The organism is Devosia sp. YR412, assembly GCF_900110945.1.
In the GTDB taxonomy this organism is placed as follows: domain Bacteria; phylum Pseudomonadota; class Alphaproteobacteria; order Rhizobiales; family Devosiaceae; genus Devosia.
Genome location: NZ_FOFL01000002.1, coordinates 455,656 through 475,402, shown reverse-complemented (window position 1 = coordinate 475,402; position 19,747 = coordinate 455,656). Strand labels below are relative to the sequence as shown.

21 protein-coding genes are annotated in these 19,747 nt (G+C 63.4%); 7 read left to right on the top strand and 14 right to left on the bottom strand.

Going from position 1 to position 19,747, the window contains the following annotated elements; all coding sequences use genetic code 11:
• Positions 1–122 precede the first annotated feature (122 nt).
• The 7 genes from BM045_RS08600 to lgt all read right to left on the bottom strand — a co-directional run bounded on the left by BM045_RS08600 (position 123) and on the right by lgt (position 5,948).
• On the bottom strand, positions 123–1,358 hold the full coding sequence (locus tag BM045_RS08600) for an RNA polymerase sigma factor (RefSeq protein WP_244522931.1): 1,236 nt from the start codon (positions 1,356–1,358) through the stop codon (positions 123–125).
• Entirely contained in the window at positions 1,355–1,705 is a 351-nt protein-coding gene (locus BM045_RS08595; RefSeq protein ID WP_092182218.1) for a YciI family protein, read from the bottom strand. The genes BM045_RS08600 and BM045_RS08595 overlap by 4 nt, the downstream gene beginning before the upstream one ends.
• 91 nt (positions 1,706–1,796) lie before the next feature.
• On the bottom strand, positions 1,797–2,153 hold the full coding sequence (locus tag BM045_RS08590) for a YciI family protein (RefSeq protein WP_092182216.1): 357 nt from the start codon (positions 2,151–2,153) through the stop codon (positions 1,797–1,799).
• 72 nt (positions 2,154–2,225) lie between these two features.
• Complete coding sequence (locus tag BM045_RS08585) at positions 2,226–3,158, bottom strand: ribose-phosphate pyrophosphokinase (RefSeq protein ID WP_092182214.1); 933 nt, start codon at positions 3,156–3,158, stop codon at positions 2,226–2,228.
• Between the two features lie 113 nt (positions 3,159–3,271).
• Positions 3,272–4,036, bottom strand: a complete 765-nt coding sequence (gene pgeF / locus BM045_RS08580; protein WP_092182212.1) for a peptidoglycan editing factor PgeF — start codon at positions 4,034–4,036, stop codon at positions 3,272–3,274.
• Positions 4,036–5,115: a class I SAM-dependent methyltransferase gene (locus BM045_RS08575; RefSeq protein WP_092182210.1), complete on the bottom strand. Its 1,080-nt coding sequence runs from the start codon at positions 5,113–5,115 to the stop codon at positions 4,036–4,038. The genes pgeF and BM045_RS08575 overlap by 1 nt, the downstream gene beginning before the upstream one ends.
• The gene (gene lgt, locus BM045_RS08570) at positions 5,112–5,948 is read right to left on the bottom strand and encodes a prolipoprotein diacylglyceryl transferase (protein ID WP_244522930.1); all 837 of its coding nucleotides are present in this window, start codon (positions 5,946–5,948) and stop codon (positions 5,112–5,114) included. The genes BM045_RS08575 and lgt overlap by 4 nt, the downstream gene beginning before the upstream one ends.
• A gap of 111 nt (positions 5,949–6,059) precedes the next feature.
• Between lgt and BM045_RS08565 the strand changes: the two genes are divergently transcribed.
• The 4 genes from BM045_RS08565 to proC all read left to right on the top strand — a co-directional run bounded on the left by BM045_RS08565 (position 6,060) and on the right by proC (position 8,596).
• Positions 6,060–6,308 carry an accessory factor UbiK family protein gene (locus BM045_RS08565; protein ID WP_092182206.1) on the top strand — a complete coding sequence of 83 codons (249 nt, stop codon included), beginning with the start codon at positions 6,060–6,062 and terminating at the stop codon, positions 6,306–6,308.
• Between the two features lie 2 nt (positions 6,309–6,310).
• Entirely contained in the window at positions 6,311–7,033 is a 723-nt protein-coding gene (locus BM045_RS08560) for a metallophosphoesterase family protein (RefSeq protein WP_092182204.1), read from the top strand.
• Between the two features lie 241 nt (positions 7,034–7,274).
• Positions 7,275–7,775 (top strand): type III secretion system chaperone family protein, encoded by a 501-nt coding sequence (locus tag BM045_RS08555; protein ID WP_092182202.1) that lies wholly within the window; start codon positions 7,275–7,277, stop codon positions 7,773–7,775.
• Between the two features lie 2 nt (positions 7,776–7,777).
• Positions 7,778–8,596: a pyrroline-5-carboxylate reductase gene (proC, locus tag BM045_RS08550; protein WP_092182200.1), complete on the top strand. Its 819-nt coding sequence runs from the start codon at positions 7,778–7,780 to the stop codon at positions 8,594–8,596.
• On the opposite strand, the gene BM045_RS08545 is transcribed toward proC, so the two are convergent.
• Positions 8,593–9,033, bottom strand: a complete 441-nt coding sequence (locus BM045_RS08545) for a hypothetical protein (RefSeq protein WP_139198758.1) — start codon at positions 9,031–9,033, stop codon at positions 8,593–8,595. The two genes, proC and BM045_RS08545, sit on opposite strands and share 4 nt — an antisense overlap.
• A 243-nt stretch (positions 9,034–9,276) precedes the next feature.
• Positions 9,277–9,486 carry a cold-shock protein gene (locus tag BM045_RS08540; protein ID WP_086470158.1) on the bottom strand — a complete coding sequence of 70 codons (210 nt, stop codon included), beginning with the start codon at positions 9,484–9,486 and terminating at the stop codon, positions 9,277–9,279.
• Positions 9,487–9,976: 490 nt separating this feature from the next.
• Here BM045_RS08540 and BM045_RS08535 point away from each other — a divergent pair, with 490 nt between their 5' ends.
• Both BM045_RS08535 and ltaE read left to right on the top strand, forming a co-directional pair.
• Positions 9,977–10,957 (top strand): methyltransferase, encoded by a 981-nt coding sequence (locus tag BM045_RS08535; RefSeq protein ID WP_244522929.1) that lies wholly within the window; start codon positions 9,977–9,979, stop codon positions 10,955–10,957.
• A 54-nt stretch (positions 10,958–11,011) separates the two neighbouring features.
• Positions 11,012–12,028 (top strand): low-specificity L-threonine aldolase, encoded by a 1,017-nt coding sequence (gene ltaE, locus BM045_RS08530; RefSeq protein WP_092182196.1) that lies wholly within the window; start codon positions 11,012–11,014, stop codon positions 12,026–12,028.
• Positions 12,029–12,065: 37 nt separating this feature from the next.
• Here the strand turns inward: ltaE and BM045_RS08525 are convergent, their stop codons facing one another.
• From BM045_RS08525 to BM045_RS08510, 4 genes are all read right to left on the bottom strand, one after another.
• Positions 12,066–12,860 (bottom strand): phytanoyl-CoA dioxygenase family protein, encoded by a 795-nt coding sequence (locus BM045_RS08525; RefSeq protein WP_092182194.1) that lies wholly within the window; start codon positions 12,858–12,860, stop codon positions 12,066–12,068.
• A 264-nt stretch (positions 12,861–13,124) separates the two neighbouring features.
• Entirely contained in the window at positions 13,125–16,436 is a 3,312-nt protein-coding gene (gene carB, locus BM045_RS08520; RefSeq protein WP_092182192.1) for a carbamoyl-phosphate synthase large subunit, read from the bottom strand.
• A 207-nt stretch (positions 16,437–16,643) separates the two neighbouring features.
• Positions 16,644–17,885 (bottom strand): sensor domain-containing diguanylate cyclase, encoded by a 1,242-nt coding sequence (locus tag BM045_RS08515; RefSeq protein ID WP_092182190.1) that lies wholly within the window; start codon positions 17,883–17,885, stop codon positions 16,644–16,646.
• A 59-nt stretch (positions 17,886–17,944) separates the two neighbouring features.
• Positions 17,945–19,066, bottom strand: a complete 1,122-nt coding sequence (locus BM045_RS08510; RefSeq protein WP_092182188.1) for a THUMP domain-containing class I SAM-dependent RNA methyltransferase — start codon at positions 19,064–19,066, stop codon at positions 17,945–17,947.
• A 99-nt stretch (positions 19,067–19,165) separates the two neighbouring features.
• On the opposite strand from BM045_RS08510, the gene BM045_RS08505 reads away from it, so the two are divergent.
• On the top strand, positions 19,166–19,432 hold the full coding sequence (locus BM045_RS08505; protein ID WP_092182186.1) for a DUF2277 domain-containing protein: 267 nt from the start codon (positions 19,166–19,168) through the stop codon (positions 19,430–19,432).
• Here the strand turns inward: BM045_RS08505 and clpS are convergent, their stop codons facing one another.
• Complete coding sequence (gene clpS, locus BM045_RS08500; protein ID WP_092182184.1) at positions 19,433–19,738, bottom strand: ATP-dependent Clp protease adapter ClpS; 306 nt, start codon at positions 19,736–19,738, stop codon at positions 19,433–19,435.
• Positions 19,739–19,747: the final 9 nt, after the last annotated feature.

Genomic DNA, 19,747 nt, shown 5'->3' with positions numbered 1-19,747 from the left:
ATATCCATTCTGGTTGGTGTATGCGTCACTACAACAGCATACGCGCCCGTCCTCCAGGGGTGACGAGCGCTTCATGGCGCGGGCTATAGCGGAAAGGCGTGCGGGGGGCAAGCGGGAAGGGCCTAACCGTCCTGCAGTCGGACCCGCTGCGCCATCAGATAATGCCGCACGGCATCGTCTGTCGAAAGGCCAATGGCCAGCGTCAATGCTTCGTGGGCGTCTTCCTTCCGCCCGGCCCGTGCCGCCAGGTGTCCACGGGCCGCCCAATAAGGCTGGTAGTCGGCCATGCGCTTGTCGTCGGCTATGCTGTCGAGGCTGGCCAATGCTGCCTTCGGTCCAAGCGTTTCGGCCAGAGCCGCAGCGCGGTTGAGCGTGACGACGGGGGATTGGGTGAGCGCCAGCAGCACGTCGTAGAGCGCGACCACCGATTGCCAATTGTTCTTTCCGCTGACGCAACGGGCGATATGGGCAGACTGGATGGCGGCTTCGATCTGGTAGCGACCGGTCGGGCCGGCGGCATTGGCATGGTGCAGCAGCGATTCTGCGGCAAGGATCTGCGGCTCGTCCCACAGCGTAATGTCCTGGCTTTCTAGCGGCACATAGGCGCCGGTCGGGTCGCGACGCGCCTCGCGGCGGGCTTCGGCATAAAGCATCAGCGCCAGCATGCCCTTGGCCTCGGGCTCCTCGGGCAGCAGCGAGACGACCAGCCGGCCAAGCCAGATCGCTTCATCGGCCATGCGGTCGGCGCTGGTATCGCCCAGCTCGGTCCAGCCTTTGGCATAGGCGGCATAGATCGCCTCCAGCACCGCGTCGAGCCGGGCGGCGAGGTCTTCGCGCTCGGGAATGGCAAAGGGAATGCCATTGTCCCTAATGCGCGCCTTGGCGCGCACCAGGCGCTGGCCCATGGTGGCGGGCGGAATGAGGAAGGCGGCGGCAATGTCCACTGCCGTCATGCCGAGAATGGTCTGCAGGATCAGCGGCGCCCGCATGCCGGCCTCGACGTCGGGATGGGCGCAGGCGAACATCAGCGCCAGGCGGCGGTCGGGAATGACATCGGGACTGGCAGAGGCCGCTTCGATTTCTTCGCTCATCAGCTGGATATGCTCCTCCCCGGCCACCCGGGTCTGCCGGCGCCGGATCGTATCGGTCTGGCGGCGGCGGGCGACGGTCAGCAGCCAGGCGTCGGGATTGGCTGGCACGCCGGTCTCCGGCCAGGATTTGAGCGCGCTGGCAAAGGCTTCCGCCAGCGCGTCTTCAGCACCCGCCACGTCGCGGGTGCGGGCAGCGAGAAAGGCCAGCAGGCGCCCATAGCTGTCGCGGGCGACCTGCTCGGCAGCCTGTCTGGCGTCTGCGGTCACGACGCGGTCTGCTCGACAATCGGCCGGATTTCCACCGCACCATATTTCGCGCTGGGGCAACGATTGGCCCATTCCACTGCCTGCTCCAGCGTCGGCACGTCGATGAAATAGTAGCCGGCGAGCTGTTCGCGCGTGTCCGCATAAGGGCCGTCCAGCACCTCTGTCTTGCCGGCCTTACTGCGCACCACCGTCGCGCCCTTGGCCTCGTGCAGGCGCAAGCCGCTGGAAAAGCCTGCGCCGGCTTTGGCCAGCGCCTGGTTGAAGGCGGCGTAATCGGCCCAGAGCTCCTGCTGCGGCGCCTTGGCCAGGGCGTCGGCATCGTGGTGGATGATCATCATGTAGCGCATCTTGCTCTCCTTGCGTGCTGGGGAGCCTTAGCTCCGATGCTGCAATGTCGCCGGGCCGGTGCGGCTTTCGACTTTTGGTCGAAAGAATTCGTCAGCCGGGCGCGTAGCCGGGATGATAGGGCCGGATTTCGATCTTGCCCCAGGTGGCCGCCGGGCATTGCGCGGCGAAGTCCACTGCCTCGTCCATGCCGTCTGCTTCGATAATGAAATAGCCGCCGAACTGCTCGCGCGTGTCGGCATAGGGGCCGTCATGCACCTTGAGTTCACCCGCATTGGAGATCGTCTTGGCCTCGAAGGTCGGCTGCAGCGCCGCTGTGGCGACAAAGGCGCCGGCTTTTTCCAGCGTCTCTTGATAGGCGGCCATCTTGGCCATGAAGCCAGCCATCTGCTCGGGCGGAATGGCCAGCCCGGCTTTCTCTTCGGCGTAGAGCATCAGCAGGTATTTCATCGCGTCTCTCCTTCAGGGCAACATAGAGGTTCAACCCTATGTCGCGCGAGAGGCGGCAATTTCGACAGGCCCTTAGTCGAATAAGCTTGATACGCTCTGCTCGCTCGCGGTCCGCGCGATCGCTTCGCCGATCAGCGGGGCGATGTTGATGCGGCGGATGTTCGGCGCTGCCAAAGTGGCGGCGGTTTCTTCGATCGAGTCGGTGACCACCAGTTCCTTGAGCTTGCTTGCCGCGATGCGCTCGGCGGCGCCTTCGGACAGCACGCCATGGGTGATATAGGCCGAAACCTGCTTGGCGCCGGCCTTGAGCAGCGCCTCGGCCGCATTGACCAGCGTGCCGCCCGAGTCGACGATGTCGTCGATCAGGATACAGGACTGGCCGGACACATCGCCGATGATGTTCATCACTTCGGATACGCCGGCCTTGGGGCGGCGCTTGTCGACGATGGCCAGATCGGTGCCGAGACGCTGCGCCACGGCGCGGGCGCGGGCCACGCCGCCGACGTCGGGCGAGACGATCATGGTGTTGTCGAGCTTGTAGTTATCCAGGATGTCGCGGGTGATGATCGGCGCAGCATAGAGGTTGTCGGTCGGAATATCGAAAAAGCCCTGGATCTGGGCGGCATGCAGGTCGAGCGTGATGACGCGGTTGACGCCGGCTTCGGCGATCAGATTGGCCACCAGCTTGGCCGAGATCGGGGTGCGGCCAGTGGCGCGACGATCCTGGCGGGCATAGCCGAAATAGGGGATCACTGCGGTGATGCGGCGGGCCGAGGAGCGACGCAGCGCGTCCGTCAGGATCAGCAGTTCCATCAGGTTGTCATTGGCCGGGAAACTGGTCGACTGCAGGATGAACACATCCTCGCCGCGGACATTCTCATGCAACTCGACAAACACTTCCTTGTCGGCGAAGCGCTTGACGGTGGCATCACTCAACGGGAGTTCGAGGTAGGCGGCCACAGCCTGGGCAAGGGCCCGGTTCGAATTGCCGGTCACCAGCTTCATGGGCGCGATCCTGTCTCAACGGGCCCGGGGGAGGGGACCCTTCAGTTTCGCGGGCAGCTTTAGCGAGTCATTTCGGGACTCGCAACGCGACAATTGGATGAACAGTAAAAGTTTTATGCCAGTCCGATCACCGCAACCTGCCGGCCGGTCCTCGTGGCGTGGTGGGTGGCATAGCGATGCGAGAAGAAACGGTCCGGGTCGGCATAGGTGCAAGCCTTGCGCATATCGACCTGGGTTAGCCCGGCCCGTAGGGCGTCATTGAGCAGAAAGCGCGGCAGGTCGAAGTGTTCGCGGCCACCCTCTGGGGTGAAAAAGGCCTCGGCTGCGGCAGGATTGATGGCCACGGCTTCAGCCATGAAAGCGGGGCCGACTTCGTATTTGTCGCCGCTGATGGTGGGGCCGATATCCATGGCAATGCGCCGGCACTGGGCGCCCAGCGCTTCCATGGCGCGCAGGGTGTTTTCGACGATGCCGGTGACGGCACCCTTCCAACCGGCATGGGCGGCGCCGATGACGCCGGCATGATGGTCGATGAAAAGCAGCGGCGCGCAATCTGCCGTCAGCACACCCAGCAGCACATCGGCGCGCCGGGTGACCAGTGCGTCAGCCTCGATGCTCGCATCGGGCAGGGTGCCGGCTTCGACGGTGACGACGCGGTTGGAATGCACCTGCTTGAGGATAACCAGCGGTCCGCCGGCCATGGCATCGGCGACGATGGCGCGGTTGGCCGTGACGTTTTCAACGTCGTCGCCGGTGGTCAGCGACACATTGAGGCTGCCGAACTCACCAGCAGAGACGCCGCCCTGCCGGCCAAAATAGCCGTGGCGGACCACGCCGGTGTCGCTGAAAAGACCAGATTGCAGGTGGGGCGTGCTCATCAGGCAAATCCGGGGGGCTCGAGGCCGGGGCTGGCGGCGCAGAACACCTTGAACAGTTTGCCCATCTGGTCCGCATCGACCAGGCGCTGTCTGGCCGCGGCGATATCGCTGGCCGAACCGGGATTGGCAACGCTCAGCGCCTTGGCGCGATCATTGATGCCCATCCGCGTCAGCCATTCGCCCTGCGTTGCAAGCGGCTGCAAGGCCAGACCGGCCTGGGTCGCGAGATTGCCCAAGGCCTCGAAGTCGACATGCGCCGACAGGTCGGTTTCGCCCGGCGCATCCAGCACATCGGCAAAGGCATGCTTGCGCACGCCCTGCAGGGTTTCCCCGGTCTGGGTGCGGGCATAGCCATAGTCCACCGCGAGAATGGCGCCGCCCTGCGTCGAGACCACATTGGCCAGCCGCTTCATCACTTCGCCGCTGGCGAGGCCGATCTCGAACACGCTGTTGGGTTCGGCCTTGGCCACGGCTTCCGGCATGGCGCTGGTTGGGATCGGCGTCGGATTGAGCCCGAAGCTGCGCTTGCCATCGGACAGCCCGACCATGCGCTCGTGCCAGCCGTCGCCCATCCGAACGAACTGGCGGATCGGCAGGGCATCGAAGAATTCATTGGAGATGACGACCAGCGGGCCGGGGCCGACCTTTTCGAAACTGTCGATCCACTTGGCGCCATAGGCTTCCAGCCGCGCATTCTGCTCGGCGATCAGCGCGGGATTGGTTTCGAACAGCCGCAGGTCCAGTCCTTCGCGAAGGCCTTCGGCACGGCAGGCGACGCGCAACACGTCGGCCATCAGCGTGCCGCGGCCGGGGCCGAGCTCGAGCAGGGTGAAATCCTTGGGGCTGCCCATCTGCTGCCAGAGATTGACCAGGAAGAAGCCGACCAGTTCGCCGAACATCTGGCTGATTTCCGGCGCGGTGACGAAGTCGCCGGCTTTGCCGAGGGGATCGGCCACCTTGTAATAACCCTTGGACGGGTGGGTCAGGCAGAGGCCCATATAGAAGGCGATCGACATTGGTCCGCTGGTTCGGATCTGCATGTCGATCAGTTCGGGCAGGGTGGGGGTGGTTTCAGTCATGCTGGCGTCCGCAACAGGCTTTGTTTGCGCGTCATCGCCCAGATCACCAGGCCCAGCCCAGCCACCACCAGCGGCACCGACAGCACCATGCCCATGGTGAGCCATGTCGTCCCCATAAGGTAGCCAATCTGGCTATCTGGCAGTCGGACGAATTCCACCGCGATGCGGCTCAACCCATAGCCGATGCCGAAAATGCCCGCGACCATGCCTGGGCGGCGCAGTGCGTAGAAGACATGGGTGAAGATGCGGATGACGACAAACAGCAGGAAGCCTTCGAGCGCTGCTTCATACAGCTGGCTGGGGTGGCGCGGCACGCCCAGCTCGTCGGTCGGGAAGATCACGCCCCAGGGCAGGGTGGTCGGCGCGCCATAGAGTTCGGCATTGATGAAATTGGCAATGCGGACCAGGAAAATGCCGATAGTGGCGACCGAGGCGATCATGTCGAGGCCACTGAGCCAGTTTCCGGTGCCCTTCTTCCAGGTGAACAGCACGACGGCCAGCATAAGGCCCAGCATGCCGCCGTGATAGCTCATGCCGCCGTCGAGCGTATTGATGATCTCGGTCGGATTGGCCAGGTAATAGGGCAGGTTGTAGAACAGCACATAGCCGACGCGGCCACCGATCACGATGGCCAACATAGTCCAGAAGGCGAAATCCCAGATGTCCTTGGCGGCAAAGGGCGGCTCGCCCTTGTGCCACAGGCGGCTATTGGCCAGCAGCAGGTAGCCATAGCCGGCGCCGAGACCCACGCCGAACAGATAGCCCAGGGCATACCAGCGCACCGCAAAGGGGCCGATGGCGAAGGCGATGGGATCGATATTGGGGAAGGGCAAAGAGGGCTCCTGCGGCAATCGGCCGGACCATTGCCGCTTCGGCCTCTCTGGTCAAGTCGGGTGGCTTGACCTAGATAGTTGGATGAAGAGGCCAAACCAAGTGGGTATGCGATGAGCCAGAACAACAGGATCTTCGACGATCTGGGCCGTTTGATGAATGAAGCTGCCGGCGTAGCCGATGGTGTGCGCCGCGAAGTCGAGACCGTGGTCAAGTCGCAGGCCCAGCGCCTCGCGGTCGACATGGACCTCGTCAAGCGCGAAGACTTCGATGCGCTGCGCGAGCTGGTGCAGGTGCAGGGCGAAGAAATCGACACGCTGCGCAAGGAACTCGCCGCCCTCAAGGGCGCCAAGGCCAACTGAGCTTGCGCGTCGCCGTCATTTCCGACGTCCACGGCAATCTACCGGCGCTCGACGCGGTGCTGGACGATATTGCCCGGCAGGGTGTCGAGGCGGTGTTGTGCCTTGGCGATCATGTCAGCGGTCCGGTCGATCCATCCGGCGCGCTGGATCGGCTGATCGGCCTTAGCGCGACCTGCATCGCCGGCAATCACGATCGCTGGACGGTTGACCTGTCCGTCAAGGGCTCCGGCAAGATCGACGCCTTCGCCCGCTCGACCCTTAATGAGACCCAGCTCGCCTGGCTCGCCGCCTTGCCCGCCACTGCCGCCTACGGCGACGAGGTCTTCCTCTGCCATGGCACGCCGGCTGACGATGAAACTCCCTGGCTAGACGAATTCTACAACGGCCGCAGCACCACATTGCCTGGCGAGGCCGAAGTCACCGAGGCTACCGGCTCGCTTGATTACGAACTCCTCCTCTGCGGCCATACCCATGTGCCCCGTTCGGTGCGCCTCGCCGATGGCCGGCTGATCGTCAATCCAGGCGCCGTCGGCATGCAATTGGTGCAGGGCTCGCCCGATGCCCGCTATGCCATCATGGAGCGACGCGCTGGCGGCTGGCACACCATGCTGCTGTCGGTGCCCTATGATCACGAGGAGGCGGCGCGGCTGGCGGCGGGTAATGGTTTTCCACAATGGGCGGCCTCGCTCACCGGTGGCTGGGTCGGCCCGGAAAGCTTGCGCTGACGCCTCTTGGCTGCCCTGTTTTGAGACGAATTCGCTGTTAACCCCGGCTCAATGTTAACAGTCTGTTAACGCGAAGCGCGCCAACCTTCATCCACAAGAGAATGCCGTCCCGGACCTCTGCTGCGTCCCCTGAATCAGATGGGGGGTGTAGGTTCAATCAACAGGACGATTCGTAAGCCCTTGTGCGTGCGGCCAGTTTCCTGAGTATCCAAAATCAGCCGGTTAACGGACGGAACCGTCTATGTCTCTTATGCACGTCGAGCCCGATCGCAATGTCCATCCTGTGGACATTATCGAGCACATCGCCTCGATCAATGACTGGACATTCGAGCGCCAGGACACCGACGAGATTTCCATCTCGGTCCGCGGCGGCTGGAGCGATTACCATGTCTCCTTTAACTGGATGGAAGACCTGGAAAGCCTGCATATTGCCTCGGCTTTCGACCTGAAGGTTCCCGAAGGCCGTCGCAACGAGATCAAGCAGTTGATTTCGCTGATCAATGAGCAATTGTGGATCGGTCATTTCGACATCTGGAACAAGGAAGGCGTTGTCCTGTTCCGCAATTCGCACCTGCTGACCGGCGGCGCCGACGTGTCGCCGCAGCAATGCGAAGCGCTGTTGCGCTCGGCCACCGATAGCTGCGATCTCTACTACCAGGCCTTTCAGTTCGTCGTATGGGCCGGCAAGACCGCCGCCGATGCGCTGAGCCATGTGATGTTCGAGACGGTCGGCGAAGCATGAGCATGGCGCTGCGCGATATCGGCCCGGTCATGCTGGTTGGTGCCGGCAAGATGGGGCTCGCGCTGGCCAAGGGCTGGCTCGATGCCGGCCTTCCGCCAAGCAATCTCGTGCTCGTCGATCCCAATCCGGGCGGTGCTGCCAGGCAGCTTGCCGAAGACTATGAGCTGACCATCAGTTCCGAGGCCGTGGGGCTCTTGCCTAACGTGCTGGTGCTGGCCGTAAAACCGCAGATCATCGATGGCGTGCTGGAAAGCCTGCAGCCGGTCATCGGGCCGCAGACTCTGGCCATTTCCATCGCCGCCGGCATCGACATTGCTCGTTTGGCGCGTGGTCTTGGTATGGGCCGGATTGTTCGCACCATGCCCAATACGCCCGCCCAGATTGGCAAGGGCATCACCGGCATGGTGGCCGGTCCCGATGTGAGCGCCGAGGGTCGTGCGATTGCCGAAGCCCTGCTTTTGGCAGCCGGGCCGGTGGTTTGGCTCGATGCTGAAAGCCAGCTCGATGCGGTGACCGCCGTGTCTGGCTCCGGCCCCGCCTATGTGTTCCATCTGGTCGAGGCGCTTGCCGCTGCGGCCAAGGCGCAGGGCCTGCCCGATGCCATTGCCGAGCAATTGGCGCGTCAGACGGTTATCGGTTCCGCCGCGCTGCTGGAAGCGGACCCGGCAACGCCGGCCGTGTTGCGCCAGAATGTGACCTCGCCCAATGGCACGACGGCGGCTGGTCTTGCGGTCTTGATGGCTGACAATAGTTTGACCGAATTGGTCGGTCGCACTGTCGAGGCCGCTCGGCTGCGCAGCGAAGAGTTAGGTCGCGGCTAGCGGCTGCTGCTGCGACGGTCGCGCAATTCGACCAGATAGTCGCGGATCGACTGAATCCAGCCGAGCATTTCCAGATCGCCGGCACGACGCAGCGCCTCTTCGGTGCCGTCGAGCGCCAGATGAGCAAACAGCACATCCTGGTCGCCATCGGTCAACCGGTAGCGGGCAAGATGCACCAGCGCCAGATTGGCCCGGCCCGAGGCCCAGGAGGCTGGCTCCTCGCCGATCTTGTAATGCTGCAGCAAATCCACCAGCACGACGCGGGCGGCGTCGAGCAGGCTGATTGCCTTGTCCTTCGGCACCAGTTCATCCTGGCCTGCCGCACAGAGAGCGGCCGCAAGATTGGTCTGGACTTCGACGCGGAGGTCGGCGGGCAGCTCGGACAGCAGCAGGTCCTGGTAAATTAAAGCAGCCGACTGGAAGTCTTGCTCGTCCACGAGTCTCCGGGCGCGCGCCAAATCATTGACACGACGCAAATCTGCCGAGCGCGCTTCGACCATCTGGTTCACAGGAGACACGCCATCTGTTCGGTAAATCCGCCGGAAGTTACTGCGTTCATTAGACGCTGATTCCGCCCGCGGCAACATATGGATTGTCAAATCCGGCCTGAGCGCCGTGCAAAAGAAAAGGGCGCGCTCACCCCTCGTGGACGCGCCCTTCTTTTGTCGATCCCTATGCGATCAGGAGGCGGTCAGATTATCCGCGGCGGACTTGCCCGTCCGCTTGTCCTTGACGATCTCGTAATTGACCTTCTGGCCCTCATCGAGACCATTGAGGCCCGAGCGTTGGACGGCGGAGATATGGACGAAAACGTCCGCTCCACCTTCGTCCGGCTGGATAAAGCCGTAGCCCTTTTGACCGTTGAACCATTTGACGGTGCCAGTTGCCATGATGCGCGTTCCCTCGTGCAGTCGCTGCTGTAGGCAGTCCGGGCCACTATTGGCCAAGACTTGATAAATCGAAATATCGGATAGTGACGTCAGCAGGCGCGAATGGAATTCGCAGGATCAGATCGGTCGGCCGCAATATTCGATCAGGGGAGCGTAGCGCGAAAAAATCACCTGTTCAATATCTGTTTACCCATGACAAAGCGCCCGGCGAGAACAGCAGTTCTGCCAGGAAAAAATAGAGCATCGTCAAGTATTTGCTCCAGTCCGTGAAGGTCTGGTGCTGACGCAAAATAAGCTGCGCCGCATCGCGAAGCGGCAGGGAGTGCCGAACGCGATGGGGTGAGAGTAGCGCAAATTGGCCGCAAGCAAACAGCAAGAAACGTGGCATCTTGCTTGCTGTTTGAAGCCTGCCTGCTTGCTTTTTGCAGCGATTTGCGTCACATCCCGCCGGCCAGACGAATGGTCTGGTGACCCTCCGAGATCCATCGTCTTGACCAAGGCGTTTCACTCTTCCGGCGACGTGATCGCCGACCGTCGTGCGGGCTATGCGAAAATGCTGGCGGAGGGCGGCGAGCATGCGGCTGCCGCCGACCTGATGAGCCAGGCGCTCGAAATCACCCCCGACTGGGCAGCCGGCTGGGACCTGCTCGGCAATTATGCCGAAAAGGCCGGCGATATTTCCGGGGCGATCTCGGCCTGGCGGCATCTCGAAGCGCTGGACGACGAGGGCGTATTTGGCGCCGGACTGAAACTGGCCGCGCATGGTGCGGGCGTTGCCGCCAGCGGCACGGCGGTCAGCTATGTCGAGGCGCTGTTCGATCAATATGCGCCGCAGTTCGAGCATGCGCTGGTCGACAAGCTGGGTTATCGCGTGCCCGATATGCTCGACGCCATGGTCAATGAGGAGATGGCGCGGCTGGGCATTACCGGCTTTGCCAAGGCGCTGGACCTCGGCTGTGGCACCGGGCTGATGGGCGAGCGGCTACGGGCCAAGAGCGAGCATCTTGAAGGCGTTGATATTTCGGCGGCGATGATCGCCGAGACCGCTCGCAAGGGCATTTACGACGCGCTGCAAAAGGCCGAGCTGGTTGCGGTGCTCAATGCGCGCCGGGCCGATGTGGACCTGGTGACGGCAGCTGACGTTTTCATCTATTGCGGCGCAATCCAGCCGATCCTGACCGCGCTGCTGCCGGCCTTGCAGCCGGGCGGCCTGGCAGCGTTTTCGCTCGAGGCGCATGACGGTCCCGAATCCCTGTTCCTGCGCCCGTCGCTGCGCTATGCGCATGGCGTCGAGGCGACGCGCGCGGCGCTGCTGCTGGCGGGGTTGGACATCCTGCGCTTCGAGACGGCGATCCTGCGCCAGGACCGCGGCGCGCCGATCACCGGCATGCTGATCGTGGTGCGCAAGCCGCTCCTGGACCTCTGCGCCGCCAATGACGGCGACTGCACCGGCGGCGATGTCGCGGCCTGACTAGGCAAAGCCGGCGTGACTTGGCACAAGGGAGCACCAACTCCCGAGTGACCCATGAACACCATCCGCTATGACTTCCGCTCCGATACCGTCACGCGGCCAAGCGCCGGCATGCGCCAGGCCATGGCCGAGGCCGAGGTGGGCGATGACGTGTTCGGCGACGACCCCACCGTCAATCGGCTGGAACAGCGCATGGCGGCGCTGCTGGGCAAGGACGCCGCGATCTTCGTGCCCTCGGGCACGCAGTCCAATCTGCTCGCTTTGATGAGCCATTGCGGGCGCGGCGACGAATTCATCGCCGGCCAGAAGGCGCATCTCTATGTCAACGAGGCTGGCGGCGCGGCGGTGCTGGGTTCCATTCAGCCGCAGCCGATCGCCCATCAGGCCGATGGCACAATGGACCTCGGCGAGATCGAGGCGGCGATCAAGCCGGACGATAATCACTATGCGCGAACCACGGTGATCGCGCTGGAAAATACCTTTGGCGGCAAGGTGTTGCCGGTCGAATACATGCTGGCGGTGTCGGAGATCGCCAGGCGGCATGAACTGGGCCTGCATCTCGATGGTGCGCGGGCCTTCAATGCCTGCGCCGCGCTGGGCACGGATATCAAGAGTTTCACAGCGCCTTTCGACAGCGTGTCGATCTGCCTCTCCAAGGGGCTCGGTGCGCCGGTGGGGTCAGTTCTCATAGGGCGGCAGGATCTGATCGACACGGCGCGGCGGCATCGCAAGATGCTGGGTGGCGGGCTGCGCCAGTCCGGCATTCTGGCGGCGGCGGGGCTTTATGCGCTGGAGCATAATGTGGCGCGGCTGGCGGAGGATCATGCTCGGGCGAAGCGGCTGGCCGAGGGGCTGGCGGGGTTTGACGGGCTGACGGTGACCGCGCCGGATACGAATATCGTGTTTGTCGGGATGGAGCGGGGGCTGGAGGAGCGGTTCACGGCATTTCTGGCGGACAAGGGTGTTGGGATCACCGGTAGTTATGGCAAGCAGCGCTGGGTAACGCATCTGGATGTGGATGATGCTGCGGTGGATGGGGCGCTGGAGGCGGTGAGGGCGTTTTTCGGCTGACAAAAGACGGGCGGAATTTCTTCCGCCCGTTTAGACGTTACTGGCTATCGAGGCCCACCCTGATCGCCAGTTCCACCGGCGAATAATCGCCGTCAGTCCGATCAATCTGCAATGGCACGCGCGGGAGTAGCGGGGGCTGGGCCATGAATTTGACCGACTGCCCCCGATGCACCTGGGCGGCGTGGACCAGGAACGGGTGGCACAGATAGACCGTGCCGGCTTTGCCCGTCGCCAGCGCTTCCTTGCCGGTGTCGAACCAGTCTGGCCGTTCGGTGAGGATATCGCGCAGCGACTTGCCTGCGTCGCCGGCCGGGACGAGGTAGCGGGCGACCTCAAGATGTGAGCCGACGCGGATGCGGGTGGGGGCATCGTCTTCGCCGACGTCGGAGAAGAGGAACAGAATCAGCAGCGCCCGGCCTTTGGAGCTGACATTGACGCGCCAGTCTAGGAAGTCCGGTGCGTCGTGACCGAAGCTGGCATCAACATGCCAGCCGGTATCGCCATTGTCCTGCGGGATGGGGAAGCGCACCGGGAAGGTGCCAAGCCCGCCGCGGGGCAGCCAGCGGTTTTCGCCGACCAGCTGGTCATAGGCTGATTGCAGGAGCGGCGTATTGGCCGCCTCGCGGAAGGGCGGCTGGGAGAATTCGCCGAGCCAGACGACAGGCCGGGTCCAGGTGCTGCGGTCATTCTGATTGCAGCCGGTGGCCGCCCAGAGGATAGCGCGGGCCCGTTCGGCGAGGTCGGCGGAGAAGGCATTGTCGAGGCGGACGAAGCCTTGGGTGATGAATTGGTCGATCTGCGCTGCAGAGAGCGCGGGCAAAGTGCCAGGCATGTTGAAATTCCATGAGTTCGCGAAGCCGCTTCAGCGGCTGGGGGCAAGCAGTCAGTGCCGCTTGGTGTGTGCCCGGAAGGGCGCCCTCAGGCGCCGAGGAACACGGCGAACTTGTGAGACTGGATCATCATGGTGCCGCCGATTATGCGGACGCCGCCCGAACTGTCAATGCTGGACCAGCCGCCGGTCGCGGGCATGTTCTGATCAAAACAAGACGGCCCGCGGATAGGATCCGCGGGCCGCCTTCATGCGATGAACTACCGATCAGGCTGCGAAATAGCTCTGCAGCGAGCGTACTGTCAGGCTGCCCTTCTTGAGGGCGACGATGCCTTCCACGGCGGCCAGGGCGCCGTCGATGGTGGTGTAGTAGGGGATCTTGGCAAGCAGGGCCGTGCGGCGGATGTCGCGGCTGTCCGAAATCGACTTCATGCCATCGGTGGTGTTGATCACCAGCTGCACGCCGCCGTTCTTCATGCTGTCGACGATATGCGGACGGCCTTCGAGCACCTTGTTGATCTTGGTGGCAGGGATGCCGTTTTCGACCAGGTATTTCTGCGTGCCGCCGGTGGCGAGGATCTCGAAGCCGGCTTCGACGAGATGGCGGGCCATGTCGGCGATATACTGCTTGTCGTCGTCACGCACCGAGATGAAGGCCTTGCCGGAGGTCGGGACCTTCTGGCCGGCGCCCATCTGCGACTTGGCGAAGGCCATGGCGAAATCGACGTCGAGGCCGATGACCTCGCCGGTCGACTTCATTTCCGGCCCCAGCACCGTGTCGACGCCCGGGAAGCGGTTGAAGGGGAAGACGGCTTCCTTGACCGCGATATGCTTGTAGCTGTGCTCGGTGAGGCCAAAGCTCTCAAGGCTTTCGCCGGCCATGATGCGCGAGGCGATCTTGGCGATCGGCTCGCCGATCACCTTGGCGACGAAGGGGACCGTGCGCGAAGCGCGCGGATTGACTTCGAGCAGGTAGATCACGCCATCCTTGAGGGCATATTGCACGTTCATCAAGCCGCCGACCTTGAGGGCAAAGGCCAGTTCGGTGGTCTGGCGCTTGAGCTCGGCGATGATCTCGGGGGAGAGGTTGCGCGGCGGCAGCGAGCAGGCCGAGTCGCCGGAATGAATGCCTGCCTCTTCGATATGCTCCATGATGCCGGCGACGAAGACCGTCTTGCCGTCGCAAAGGGCATCAACGTCGATCTCGATGGCGCCCGACAGGTAGCCGTCGAAGAGCAGCGGATTGTCGGAGAGGACCGAGTTGATCTGGCCGGTCTTGTCATTTGGGTAGCGCTGCAGGATATCGGGCGGCACGAGGCCGGTCAGGGTGTCCTGCACATAGCGCTCGAATTCATTGGCCGAGTGAACGATGGCCATGGCGCGCCCACCCAGCACGTAGGACGGGCGGATGACCAGCGGATAGCCCAGGCGCTCGGCGACAAGGCGCGCCTGCTCCAGCGAATAGGCAATGCCATTCTTGGGCTGAGTCAGTTCGAGCTTGTTGAGGAGTTTCGAGAACAGGTCACGGTCTTCGGCCAGGTCGATAGCGTCTGGCTGGGTGCCCAGGATCGGCACGCCGGCCTTGAGCACGGCTTCGGCCAGGTTCAGCGGGGTCTGGCCGCCAAACTGGACGATGACGCCATGCAGGGTGCCGTTCTGCTTTTCGGTCTCGAGGATTTCGATGACGTCTTCTTCGGTCAGCGGCTCGAAATAGAGGCGATCCGAGGTGTCATAGTCGGTGGAGACGGTCTCAGGATTGCAGTTGACCATGATGGTTTCATAGCCGGCATCGCTCAGGGCGAAGGCGGCATGGCAGCAGCAATAGTCGAACTCGATGCCCTGGCCGATGCGGTTGGGACCGCCGCCGAGGATGACGACCTTCTTGCGGTCGGAGGGGCGGGCTTCGTCGGCCACGGCGCCGGCGAAGGGCGTCTCGTAGGTCGAGTACATATAGGCGGTGGGCGAAGCGAATTCAGCCGCGGACGTATCGATGCGCTTGAACACCGGGCGGACGCTGAGCGAATGACGCAGCTTGCGCACATCAGACGGCTTGAGATTGGCGAGCTGGGCGAGGCGCTTGTCGGAAAAGCCCATGGCCTTGAGGGCACGCAGGTTTTCGGCGTCCTGCGGCAGGCCGAACTGCTTGACCTTGGCTTCCATGTCGACGATGCCCTGCATTTGCTCGAGGAACCAGGGGTCGATCTTGCAGGCCTCGTGGATGTCCTCGAGGCTCATGCCGAGGCGCATGGCTTCGGCGACATGCAGCAGGCGGTCGGGCGTCGGGGTGCCGAGCGCGGCCTTGATGGCATTCTTGTCTTCGCCTTCGCCGAGGCCGGGAATGCCGATCTCGTTGAGACCGGTGAGGCCGGTTTCGAGCGAGCGGAGCGCCTTCTGCAGCGACTCCTGGAAGGTGCGGCCGATGGCCATGGCTTCGCCGACCGACTTCATGGACGTGGTCAGGCGGTTGTCGGCGCCGGGGAATTTTTCGAAGGCAAAGCGCGGGATCTTCACCACGACATAATCGATGGTCGGCTCGAACGACGCCGGGGTCATGCCGCCGGTGATGTCATTGTCGAGCTCGTCCAGCGTATAGCCGACGGCGAGGCGCGCCGCGACCTTGGCGATGGGGAAGCCGGTGGCCTTCGACGCCAGGGCCGAGGAGCGCGAAACGCGCGGGTTCATCTCGATCACCACCATGCGGCCGTCGGCGGGATTGATGCCGAACTGCACGTTGGAGCCACCGGTCTCGACGCCGATCTCGCGCAGCACCGCCAGCGAGGCGTCGCGCATGATCTGGTATTCCTTGTCGGTCAGCGTCAGGGCCGGGGCGACGGTGATGCTGTCGCCGGTATGGACGCCCATCGGGTCGATGTTTTCGATCGAGCAGACGATGATGCAGTTGTCCTTCTTGTCGCGGACAACTTCCATTTCGTATTCTTTCCAGCCAAGGACGCTTTCCTCGACCAGCACTTCATTGGTCGGGGAGGCATCGACGCCGCTCTCGACGATGGCGAGGTATTCCTCGCGATTGTAAGCAATGCCGCCGCCGGTGCCGCCCAGGGTAAAGCTGGGGCGGATGATGCAGGGCAGGCCGATGACTTCGAGCGCCTGCAGCGCCTCGATGGTGTTGTGCGCCAGCATGGAGCGCGGGGTTTCCAGCCCAATCTTTTTCATGGCGTCGCGGAACAGCTCGCGGTCCTCGGCCTTGTCGATGGCCTCGGCGGTGGCGCCGATCATCTCTACGCCGAATTTTTCAAGCACGCCCATCTTGCGCAGCGAGAGCGCGCAGTTGAGCGCGGTCTGGCCGCCCATGGTAGGGAGCAGCGCGTCGGGGCGTTCCTTTTCGATGATGCGGGCGACCACTTCGGGGGTGATCGGCTCCATATAGGTGGCGTCGGCCAGGTCCGGATCGGTCATGATCGTCGCCGGATTGGAGTTCACCAGGATGATCCGGTAGCCCTCTTCCTTGAGCGCCTTGCACGCCTGGGTGCCGGAATAGTCGAACTCGCAGGCCTGCCCGATGATGATCGGACCCGCACCGATGATGAGGATCGATTTGATGTCGGTACGTTTTGGCATGGCGCTCGCTCAACTGTTTTCTACAGGACCGAGCGAGGGGAAGAATCGCCCGGGCACACCTGTCCGCGCGAAACCCGCGCGGCAACTGAGCGCTGCGGCACGGGGTAGTAGACCGGACATGGTGGTTAGGTGGGCTGTCTAACCGAAGAGTCGCGCGATGGGAAGGGCGGAAAGCGGATAGGGCACATGTCTGGCATGTGGGCTATGTCAGCCGAAGGCGACGGTCACGCGCTGCTCGGTCCGGCCGGTGACGCGGCAGGGCCATTCGAGGCCGTCGGAGACGATGCGCAGGGTGAACGTCTCTGGGACATTGTGGGCGTCGGGCACGGTGAATTCGGCGCTGGTTTCGCCGAGGGCGCGAATGGTGCAGTCCATGGTGGAGTGGCGGTCGTTGAAGATGATCTGGCCGGCCTTGAGCACGCGGCGGCGGTCGCCTTCGGGTTGGCGGCCAGATGGGCGCCAGACGGTGCATTTGTTGCGGCCGGAGCGCTTGGCTTCATAGAGGGCTTCGTCGGCCTTTTGCAGCAGGCTGTCGATGTCGTCGCTATTGGGGTCGAGCATGGCGACGCCGAAACTGGCGCTGATCGAGATCGGCGGATGGCTGCCCGGAAAGGTCAGGCTGCGGAACAGCAAGCGCAGCTTGTCGGCTACTTCGAGAGCCCGCGCGCCATCGGTATGGGGCAGCAGCACGGCAAACTCCTCGCCGCCCAATCGGCCGAGCAGGTCGCTCTGGCGCAATTGCGCAGCGGCGGCCCTGGCGACGGCGCTCAGCACCTGGTCGCCGCCGGCATGGCCATAGGCGTCGTTGACGGATTTGAAGTGGTCGATATCGAAGCTGACGCAACTGAGAGCGCTGCGGTGGCGCTTGGCCAGGGTGACGAATTTCTGGGCGTCATCCTTGAAGGCGCGACGGGTGGAGATGCCGGTCAGGCTATCGACCGCGGCGATCTGGCGCAGTTCGATCTGATCCATGGCGATACCGGCGAGTTCGGCGAGGATCGCCTGTTCGCGCGGCGAAAAGTCGCGCGCGGTGGAGCCGACGGCGCAGACCGAGCCGATGACGAAACCATCTGGGGTGCGCAGGGGGGCGCCGGCGTAGGAGCGGATATGGGCCGGACCGGTGACGAAGGGATTGTCGGAAAAGCGCGGGTCCTGCTCGGCATCGGGCACGATGAAGGGCTGCCCGTCATCAAGCATATAGCGGCAAAAGGCGACATTGAGCGGCACTTCCGCGCCGTCGAGTCCCTCGATCGACTTGTACCATTGGCGATGGGCATCCATCAGCGAGACAAGGCCGATATCGACATTCAGCGTCAGCCGGATCAGCCGGGAAATGCGGTCGAAAGCTTCTTCCTGGCCGGTGTCGAGAATGTCGTAGCGGTCGAGTGCGGCAAGGCGGCCTTCGTCACCGATTTGCGGGATGCTTTCCAGGACGCTGGCGGGTTGCATGGCACTCTCCTCAAGCCCAAGGGTAATGCCAGAGCCTTAAGTCGATCTGAACACCTAATTTAAGGCTTGTTTACGATCTTGCTCCGCCACAGGCCGACGCGCAGCCCGCCATGCAGGACGGTGGGCTCGACCAGTTCGAGGTTGAGGCCGGTGGCGCGGGCGAGATCCTTGTCGCTGGTGATGATGCCAACGCGCCAGCCGGGGAACTTGGCGCGAATGACAGTGCCCAGGGAGCGATAGAGCCCAACCAGCGGTGCCTTGTTGCCGATGCGCGTGCCATAGGGTGGATTGACGATGATGATGCCGGGTGGGCCTTCGGGCGGCTCGAGTTTTTCAACGCTTTGCTGCTCGAAGCTGACCCAGTCGGAAACGCCAGCCCGTGCGGCATTTTCGGTGGCCATGCGAATGGCGCCGGGGTCGCGGTCGGAGCCGTAGAAGCGGACGGCCGGTGTGTTTGTCGGGACAGGGGTACGCAGCTTGTCCCAGGCCTTCGGGTCGAAGCTCGGAAGCTGTTCGAAGGCAAAGTCGCGTTCACGACCGGGTTTCAGACCGAGCGCGATTTCCGCGGCCTCTAGCACGAAAGTGCCCGAGCCGCACATCGGGTCGAGCACGGGTTGGGTGCCGTCATAGCCGCATTGGCGCAGGAACATCGCCGCCATGGTCTCGCGCATTGGCGCCTTGGCGACGCCTTCCTTGAAGCCGCGCTTGTGCAGGGAGGCGCCGGTGGTATCGAGGCTGATGGTGACGAGATCGTCCTCGATGCGCAGCATGACGCGGAGAGCCGCATCCTCGGCGACGGGAGCGCCGAACTCCTCCTCGATGGCCTTGGCGACGCGCTGGCTGGCGGCGCCGGCATGATAGATGCGCGAACGCTTGCAGCTGGCCTCGACGGTAACCGGCACGTCCTTGCGCAGGAGCGTGCTCCATTCGACCTTGCGGGCGCGCTTGTCGAGCTGGGCCAGATGCATGGCGCGGAAGCTGGCAACGCGGGCAAGCACACGCGTGGCGCCGCGCAGGGTCAGGTTAGCGCGCCAGACATCGGGCCAAGTGCCCATGAAGGAGACGCCACCGTCGACCACTTTGGCCTCGGCAAAGCCGGCCTCGATCGCCTCTTCACATAGCGGGGCTTCGAGGCCGGGCGTGGCGACGAGGTAGATTTCAAAGGGCGCAGGTTCACTCATGGCGCAGCGATAGAGCTTTTCGCTGGCTAACGAAAGGGTCAGGCAGTCTTGGCGGGAAAGCGCGCCCCGGTATAGCTTTGCCGGATCGGAGGACCTGCCATGTGCCGTAATATCAAGCCGCTGTTCAATTTCGAGCCGCCTGCCACGCGCAACGAAATGCATGATGCGGCGCTGCAATTCGTGCGCAAGATTTCCGGCTACAATACGCCTTCGCAGGCCAATGAGGCGGCGTTCCACGAGGCGGTGGAGGATATCGAGAAGGTGGTGCGCAAGCTGCTCAAGTCGCTCGAAACCCACGCGCCGCCCAAGGATCGTGAGGAAGAGGCGGAGAAGAAGCGCGAGCGGAGCAAGCTGCGGTTCGGGTGATTATTCTTCCGGCTCGGTGGTGAAGAGTAGCGGAAAGCCATTGTCGCGAGCGAAGTCGGTGGCACGGGTGGCCTTTTCCTCGGCGATTTCCTTGGTGAAGACGGCGACGACGCAGGCGCCCTTGGTATGGGCGGTCAGCATGATTACCCCGGCCTGGGCTTCCGGCACGCGGAATTCGGCCTTGAGCAGCCGCACCACGAATTCGCGTGGCGTATAGTCATCATTGAGCAGGATGACCTTGTAGAGCGGCGGCTTGGCCGTCTTCAAGGATGTATCGGTGCGGTTTTTGGTATCACTATCGGCCATGTTCGCCTC

Excerpts from the sequence above, each read along its gene's own strand:
- BM045_RS08595 (WP_092182218.1), bottom strand. The coding sequence starts at position 1,705 with ATGCGCTACATGATGATCATCCACCACGATGCCGACGCCCTGGCCAAG.
- BM045_RS08590 (WP_092182216.1), bottom strand. The coding sequence starts at position 2,153 with ATGAAATACCTGCTGATGCTCTACGCCGAAGAGAAAGCCGGGCTGGCC.
- BM045_RS08585 (WP_092182214.1), bottom strand. The coding sequence starts at position 3,158 with ATGAAGCTGGTGACCGGCAATTCGAACCGGGCCCTTGCCCAGGCTGTG.
- pgeF (WP_092182212.1), bottom strand. The coding sequence starts at position 4,036 with ATGAGCACGCCCCACCTGCAATCTGGTCTTTTCAGCGACACCGGCGTG.
- BM045_RS08575 (WP_092182210.1), bottom strand. The coding sequence starts at position 5,115 with ATGACTGAAACCACCCCCACCCTGCCCGAACTGATCGACATGCAGATC.
- BM045_RS08565 (WP_092182206.1), top strand. The coding sequence starts at position 6,060 with ATGAGCCAGAACAACAGGATCTTCGACGATCTGGGCCGTTTGATGAAT.
- BM045_RS08555 (WP_092182202.1), top strand. The coding sequence starts at position 7,275 with ATGTCTCTTATGCACGTCGAGCCCGATCGCAATGTCCATCCTGTGGAC.
- proC (WP_092182200.1), top strand. The coding sequence starts at position 7,778 with ATGGCGCTGCGCGATATCGGCCCGGTCATGCTGGTTGGTGCCGGCAAG.
- BM045_RS08540 (WP_086470158.1), bottom strand. The coding sequence starts at position 9,486 with ATGGCAACTGGCACCGTCAAATGGTTCAACGGTCAAAAGGGCTACGGC.
- ltaE (WP_092182196.1), top strand. The coding sequence starts at position 11,012 with ATGAACACCATCCGCTATGACTTCCGCTCCGATACCGTCACGCGGCCA.
- BM045_RS08525 (WP_092182194.1), bottom strand. The coding sequence starts at position 12,860 with ATGCCTGGCACTTTGCCCGCGCTCTCTGCAGCGCAGATCGACCAATTC.
- carB (WP_092182192.1), bottom strand. The coding sequence starts at position 16,436 with ATGCCAAAACGTACCGACATCAAATCGATCCTCATCATCGGTGCGGGT.
- BM045_RS08515 (WP_092182190.1), bottom strand. The coding sequence starts at position 17,885 with ATGCAACCCGCCAGCGTCCTGGAAAGCATCCCGCAAATCGGTGACGAA.
- BM045_RS08510 (WP_092182188.1), bottom strand. The coding sequence starts at position 19,066 with ATGAGTGAACCTGCGCCCTTTGAAATCTACCTCGTCGCCACGCCCGGC.
- BM045_RS08505 (WP_092182186.1), top strand. The coding sequence starts at position 19,166 with ATGTGCCGTAATATCAAGCCGCTGTTCAATTTCGAGCCGCCTGCCACG.
- clpS (WP_092182184.1), bottom strand. The coding sequence starts at position 19,738 with ATGGCCGATAGTGATACCAAAAACCGCACCGATACATCCTTGAAGACG.